The sequence below is a fragment of the Candidatus Thermoplasmatota archaeon genome, from assembly GCA_030018475.1.
GTDB lineage: Archaea > Thermoplasmatota > JASEFT01 > JASEFT01 > JASEFT01 > JASEFT01.
On sequence record JASEFT010000066.1, the window covers coordinates 1 to 6,703 of the forward strand.

The 6,703-nt window shown below is 39.0% G+C and carries 8 protein-coding genes; 4 read left to right on the forward strand and 4 right to left on the reverse strand.

The genetic code is table 11. The features are described from left to right. The 4 genes from QMD21_07020 to QMD21_07035 all read left to right on the forward strand — a co-directional run. Positions 1 to 221 (forward strand): hypothetical protein (locus QMD21_07020; protein MDI6856511.1); only part of this gene is annotated, 221 nt, incomplete at its 5' end. Positions 222 to 500: 279 nt separating this feature from the next. Next, positions 501 to 1,631 carry a 2-oxoacid:acceptor oxidoreductase subunit alpha gene (locus tag QMD21_07025; protein MDI6856512.1) on the forward strand — a complete coding sequence of 377 codons (1,131 nt, stop codon included), beginning with the start codon at positions 501 to 503 and terminating at the stop codon, positions 1,629 to 1,631. Next, on the forward strand, positions 1,628 to 2,473 hold the full coding sequence (locus tag QMD21_07030; GenBank protein ID MDI6856513.1) for a 2-oxoacid:ferredoxin oxidoreductase subunit beta: 846 nt from the start codon (positions 1,628 to 1,630) through the stop codon (positions 2,471 to 2,473). Before QMD21_07025 ends, QMD21_07030 begins: the two co-directional genes overlap by 4 nt. Continuing rightward, positions 2,473 to 3,009: a 2-oxoacid:ferredoxin oxidoreductase subunit gamma gene (locus QMD21_07035; protein ID MDI6856514.1), complete on the forward strand. Its 537-nt coding sequence runs from the start codon at positions 2,473 to 2,475 to the stop codon at positions 3,007 to 3,009. Before QMD21_07030 ends, QMD21_07035 begins: the two co-directional genes overlap by 1 nt. Positions 3,010 to 3,158: 149 nt before the next feature. Here QMD21_07035 and QMD21_07040 read toward each other — a convergent pair whose 3' ends face one another. The 4 genes from QMD21_07040 to gcvH all read right to left on the reverse strand — a co-directional run bounded on the left by QMD21_07040 (position 3,159) and on the right by gcvH (position 6,619). Continuing rightward, a complete protein-coding gene (locus QMD21_07040) occupies positions 3,159 to 3,377 on the reverse strand; it encodes a hypothetical protein (protein MDI6856515.1) in 219 nt (72 codons plus the stop codon). A gap of 63 nt (positions 3,378 to 3,440) precedes the next feature. After that, positions 3,441 to 4,898, reverse strand: a complete 1,458-nt coding sequence (gene gcvPB / locus QMD21_07045; GenBank protein MDI6856516.1) for an aminomethyl-transferring glycine dehydrogenase subunit GcvPB — start codon at positions 4,896 to 4,898, stop codon at positions 3,441 to 3,443. 12 nt (positions 4,899 to 4,910) lie between these two features. Next, positions 4,911 to 6,242 carry an aminomethyl-transferring glycine dehydrogenase subunit GcvPA gene (gene gcvPA, locus QMD21_07050; GenBank protein ID MDI6856517.1) on the reverse strand — a complete coding sequence of 444 codons (1,332 nt, stop codon included), beginning with the start codon at positions 6,240 to 6,242 and terminating at the stop codon, positions 4,911 to 4,913. Beyond that, positions 6,239 to 6,619, reverse strand: a complete 381-nt coding sequence (gcvH, locus tag QMD21_07055; protein ID MDI6856518.1) for a glycine cleavage system protein GcvH — start codon at positions 6,617 to 6,619, stop codon at positions 6,239 to 6,241. The genes gcvPA and gcvH overlap by 4 nt, the downstream gene beginning before the upstream one ends. Positions 6,620 to 6,703 lie beyond the last annotated feature (84 nt).

Sequence of the window (6,703 nt, forward strand, 5' to 3'; positions counted from 1 at the left end):
AGTGCTATCTGGAAGTTTGTCATACAAGAAACAGGGATGAAGGATTTAACGGACATTTAAAAGAGCATCTGAGGGTGGACTGGTTGACCAAAAACAAGAGGAAAGAAAAAGTGAAGCTCTATGCAGGATTGGCACTAACGACGATACTGGTAGTTGCACTAACAAGATTGCAACATGGCATCACTAAAAATCTTACAAGCATAGCTAATATAATCAGATAACAAGTTTGTAAACCAAAAATTGTTCTTTATTTATAATGGCTTAGTATAAAGTAGGTCAAAAGGTGCTTTTACTGCTAGAAATAGCAATCTCTCATTAAATTTAGGCGAGCTAAGTATCTAAAATTAGCAGCTCGGTAGCAAAAAAGTCTCTAGATGTAACTATCTGTTAAATACATATTATGGCAAACAGATTAGAAATAGGCCAATCTGTTTTAGCTTTTGGATTACAGGAATACAAATCCGAAAACAATAAGTTCTCAGAATTTAATTTATTGTTAAATGGTTGAGAGATTCATAAGCGGTAATGTTGCATGTGCGGAAGGTGCTCTTAAGGCAGGCTGCCGCTTCTTCGCAGGCTATCCTATTACGCCTAGCACAGAGATAGCGGAGCACATGGCTTTGGAGCTACCCAAATATGATGGTATTTTCATTCAGATGGAAGACGAGCTTGCTTCTATGGCTGCTATTCTAGGCGCTAGCGCTGCAGGCACCAAATCAATGACCGCTACTAGCGGACCAGGCTTTAGCTTGATGATGGAAAATCTTGGGCTAGGCATTATGATGGAACTTCCGTGCGTTCTAGTTAACATTCAGCGTGCAGGTCCAAGCACTGGTCTGCCAACCCTTGCAGCGCAGGGCGATATGATGCAAGCGCGTTGGGGCTCGCATGGTAGCTACGAAATAATTGCGTTAACGCCTTCTTCACCTCAGGAGCTCTATGACCTTACAATTAGAGCTTTCAATCTAGCTGAAGAATACAGTACTCCTGTACTTGTTATGAGCGACGAAATAGTAGGGCATATGTGTGAAAGGGTTTCTTTGCATAGCGAAATTGAAATTAAAAATCGCAAAATACCATCTAGACCAAAAGCTAAATATCGCGTTTACGAGACTGGCGAAGATTTGATACCTACAATACCTAATGCAGGTACGGGCTATAGAATACATTTAACAGGTTTAACTCATGACGAGCGCGGCTACCCGGCAATAAATGCAGAAACTCAAGAGAGGCTGGTAAAAAGGCTTAACGACAAAATAACAAAAAATGCAGCCAGCCTTGTAAGGGTAGAGCAGTTATTTACTGAGGATGCTGAAGTAATTGTAGTAGCCTACGGCATTACTGCAAGAATTGCAGCTGCAGCTGTGAGAGAAGCTCGTAGCAACAACATAAAAGCAGGTTTACTCAGATTGATTACTGTATGGCCTTTTCCAGATAGCGTTTTGAAAGAGCTAGCTTCTCGCGAAAAACTTAGATCTTTAATAGTACCTGAACTTAACTACGGTCAGATTTACTATGAAGTAGAGCGTTGCAGCAGAGGGAAGAGCACAACGCTTGTACCTAAAATGGGTGGCGAAGCTCATACCTGTAATGAAATTTACAGTGCTATAAAAAAGAGCGTGAGTAAATGAAAGCTGAGGATAAGCATCCTTTAACAGATTATGTGCGGGAGGACAGAATGCCTCATATCTGGTGCTCAGGCTGCGGATTAGGTACTGCGATGAGCTCTTTCGTAGAAGCTGTAAAAAAAGCCAAGCTTGAAGCTGATAACCTTGTTATAGTGTCAGGTATTGGATGTGCAGGCAGAGTTGCAGGCTACCTTAATTTCGACAGCTATCATACAACTCATGGTAGAGCTATACCTTTCGCACTAGGGTTAAAACTCGCTAACCCTAAATTAAAAGTAGTAGTTTTCAGTGGCGATGGCGACCTTTTCGCAATAGGCGGCAATCACTTCATACACGCAGCACGTAGAAATATAGATATGCTCGTTATATGCGTGAATAATTTTAATTATGGAATGACTGGTGGACAAGTTGGACCAACAACACCTTTAGAAGCTAGAACAACAACTACTCCTTACGGCAATATAGAGCATCCTTTTAATTTACCATACCTTGCATGTGCTTCCGGCGCTGTTTATGTCGCTCGCTGGACTGTACTTGATGCGAGAAGACTTACTAATTCTATTGCAGAAGCGCTTAATAAAAAAGGTTTTTCTTTTATAGAAATATTAGCGCCATGCCCTACAACCTATGGCAAACGAAATAAGCTACCTACTGGCTTAGATGAACTTGAACTTTATAAAAAGCATGCGATATTAAAGCATGGCGCAGATACTAAAGAAGCTGATATAGTTATAGGGAAGTCTATAATCACAGGTAAATTTATAGATATAGAGAAGCCAACTTTTTCTGAAATTTATGCGGAGATGGTTCATAAAATAAAAAGCGCAAAAATAGGTGAAGAATAATGAGAAAAGAAATATTGTTAGCAGGATTTGGAGGTCAGGGAATAATATTAGCAGGCTATATTATAGGTAAAGCTTCTGCACTTTACGACGGGAAGAATGCAGTATTTACGCAATCTTATGGACCTGAGGCCCGAGGAGGCGCTTGTAGCGCTGAAGTTATAATTTCAGATGTAGCAATAGACTATCCTTACGTTACTAATCCAGATGTGGTTGTTGTGATGGCGCAGGAAGCATACAGAAAATATGCAAATAAAGCAGCTAAAAACGGAATTTTAATAGCAGATAAAGATTTGGTAAGTTTGAATAAAGAGAAACTAACTGAAGGCGTAAAGGTCTATAAAATAGGGGCTACTAAAATTGCTGAGCAGCTCGGCAAGAAAATAGTTGCTAATATAGTAATGCTAGGCTACTTTACTAAAGTTGCAAATATTGTATCTGTAGAAGCCATGAAGAAATCTTTACTTGATAGCATTCCTAAAGGAACTGAGAAACTGAATTTAGAAGCTTTTGAACTTGGCTTTGAGTACTTAGATTGAACTCTCTGTTCGTCTACTGCCGTTTGGAGAATAACTACTGCATGTAATAACCCATCTGAAAGGGTTTTTGCCTATTAGGCATTTAGCGTTTTCATCCGTACCACTAAGATTTCTGCACCACATACACAGTTCACTAGGTCTTGCCATTATTATCGCCTCCTAACCAAATCTATAATTTCGCGCTTCATTTCCTCAAACGCTACTTCAGAATTGTAGCTCTTGACAATTTCTCTACACTGCTCTAGTAGCCTCTCATAAATAGGCTCTGATAAAAACACAATACCATATTCTTTTTCTACAGCACTTTTAGCAAGCTCTAAAACATCGTGTAAGGCATCTCTACTATAGCTATTTGAAAGAGCTCTCATCTTTTCCCATCCACCTTCTTTTTTTCAAGGCTAGGCAATATTAGTATTTGTAATAGGTTATATTTAAAGGTTTCTACAGTCTTTCCAACTTATTATTGCATTTCTAGCTGCTTTTACCTCATCAACTCTGCCTACGCTTGTATTCTTGGGAATGTAGTTAGGTACAGCTATTTTAACTATTTCACTGAGAGCTTCTACAAATTTATCTAGCTCAGATTTATGCTCTGTCTCAGTAGCCTCTATCATTAATGCTTCTTCAACAACAGAAGGGAAGTAAATTGTAGGAGCATGCAAGCCGTAATCAAGCAAAGCTTTTGCTAAGTCTAGCGCTCTTATGTTTTTAGATTTCAGATTTTTAGCGCTTAATACGAATTCATGGAGTCTAGGTACTTTTTCAAAAGGCAGCTCCAAAATATACTTGAGCTTTTTTAATAAATAATTAGAATTAAGAACTGCATAGTCAGTAACTTCGCGCAATCCATTACTACCAAGCAATCTAATGTAGAGATAAGCTTTAAGGAGCACCTGAAAATTACCGTAAAACATTTTCACCTTTCCTATTGAATGAGGTATGCTGTAGTCTAAGTAATATTTTTTAGAGTTTTTATTATATTCCACAACAGGCGTAGGTAAGAAACGCGCAAGCTCTTTGGTAACGCTTACAGGCCCCGCTCCTGGCCCGCCGCCACCGTGAGGAGCGCCAAAAGTTTTATGTAGATTGAAATGTACCAAATCGCAGCCCATCTTGCCAGGCGTTGTTTTGCCAAATATTGCATTAAAATTGGCACCATCGTAGTACAGCAAAGCTCCTTTGTCATGCAGAATTTTTGCAATTTCAACAACGTCCTTCTCGAAAATGCCTAAAGTGTTAGGATTGGTCAGCATTAAACAAGCGCTCTTTTCGCTTACTGCCTTCTCTAAAGCCTCTAAATCAATCAAACCGTTTTTAGAATTTAAATTTATAATTTCTAACCCAGCCATTCGCGCGCTTGCAGGATTAGTACCGTGAGCGGTATCCGGAATTATTACCTCAGTTCTATCTTCGTTATTAAATTTATGATAAGCTTTTACCATCAAAAGTCCGGTGAGCTCGCCATGCGCTCCAGCTGCAGGCTGAAGTGTTGTAGCTTGCATACCTGAGATTTTGCATAGTAAATTTTGCAGCTCATATAATATTCTCAATGCGCTTTGAGCTGAGTCTTCAGATTGATAAGGATGTAAACTTGCAAACTTTTCGCTACTTGCAAATTCTTCTAAAAATTTGGGCGTATACTTCATTGTGCAAGAGCCGAGCGGATAAAAGCCAGTATCTACACAGTAATTCATTTGCGAAAGTCTTGTATAATGCCTTACAAGCTGAGCTTCAGGAATTTGTGGTATTTTAGGTGCAGTTGCAGAAATCAAGCTTGACGGTAACGAGTTTTTAATATCATCGGGTAAGGGCAATACCTCGCTTTGTTGCGCTAACTCAAAAATGAGTTTTTCCTTATACCTAGCCTGTCTGAACTCGCTACTTGCCATTTTTTTCAGCCTTTAACATACACTCTCAAGAGCAGCCACTAACCTTTCAATATCTTCTGGTGTGTGAGTCTCAGTTATCGCGCATAGTAGGGTATCTTTTAGTTCTGGAAACGCTTTTTCTAACACGATACCAAATTCTATACCTTTTTCAATGAGCGAATCACGAACCTCAGATGCATTATTGATTTTAACAGTGAACTCATTAAAATAGTAGCCTTTAAATAAAGGCGCTTCAATTCCCGTGATTTTATTTAGTTTACTGACGAGCTCTTTTGCAGATCTTATAATTTTAATTCCTAGGTCTCTTAAGCCATTGCTGCCTAAAAGCGCAATATAGACAAGGGCATTTAGAGCGTAAAGCGTTTCATTAGTGCAGATATTAGAAGTTGCGTGCTCTCGCCTTATGTGCTGCTCTCGAGTTTGTAGAGTAACGCAGAAAGCTCTCCTCCCATCACTATCGTTAGTCATTCCCACAACTCTGCCAGGCAATTGCCTCACATACTCTTTTCTACATGCTAAAATTCCTAATGATGCCCCGCCATAGTACATACTATTGCCGAGTATTTGCCCTTCTCCCACAACTATATCTGCACAGTACTCGCCAGGAACTTTCAGCAAGCCGAGAGTTAGTGGATTAACCCCTACAATAAATATTCTGTCGCCAATAATACTTTTAACTTCTGTAATTTTAGACTCTAAAACTCCAAAAAAATTCGGATTTTCTAGATAGATAGCTGCAGTATTCTCTGTAATCAAGTTGCTAAGCTCTTCTATAAAAGTTTCGCCAGTTTGTAAAGAGTAAGGAAGCTCTTTTATATGCATTCCTATATTGTCAGTGTAGTTCTTCACAACAGCTTTCTTTTCCCAGTGCAGTGCTTTCGGAACGATAATCTCTGATTTGTTAGTAATCCTCTTAGCCATTCGCATTGCTTCTGCAACCGCTGTGGAGCAATCATACATACTTGCGTTAGCTACATCCATACCTGTAAGTTCTGTAATAATACTCTGATATTCAAAAAGCGCTTGTAAAATACCTTGCGAGAGCTCAGGCTGATAAGGTGTATAAGAACTATAAAACTCAGCTCTTTGAGCTACAGCTTTTACAGCGCTAGGTACGTAATGGTCATAGCAGCCAGCTCCTATAAATACCAAACGCTTTTTTGTACTCTCAGTTATATTTTCAAGCTCTTTTTTAAGTTCAAGCTCTGAAACTCCTTCAGGAATGGCGAGTTCTGAAATTCTTATGTCGGTAGGTATGCTAGCAAATAACTCCTCAATATCTTTTATTCCAAGCTCTTCGAGCATCTCACGCTTTAAATTAATATTAGGAATATAGCAAGTCATTTTTGTAGTTGTTTATATTGCTCAGGGGTTAGAAGCTCTTCTAGCTCTTCAGGTTTAGTAATTTCTAGAACTGCAAGCCATCCTTCTCCGTAAGGGTCTTTATTGACAAGCTCAGGTGAGTTTTGGACCTTTTCGTTTATCTCTATAATTTTTCCTGACAGCGGAGCGTAGAAATCAGCAACTGCTTTTACAGACTCCAAAGAGCCTAATCGCTCTTTTTTAGCTATTACTTTACCAATTTCAGGGAGCTCTGCATACACAATATCTAGGAGTTTAGATTGTGCGTAATCTGTTATTCCTACAATAGCTTTTTTGTTTTCAATTCTAACCCATTCATGGCTTTCTGTATACTTTAGATTTTCAGGCACTTTTACCATTTTTAATCACCCGGGATTTTTTTCTCTTTCCTGAAGCCCTTTTCTTTTTAGAAAAAAGAAAAGCCCTTCAGGGGAAAAGAAAAA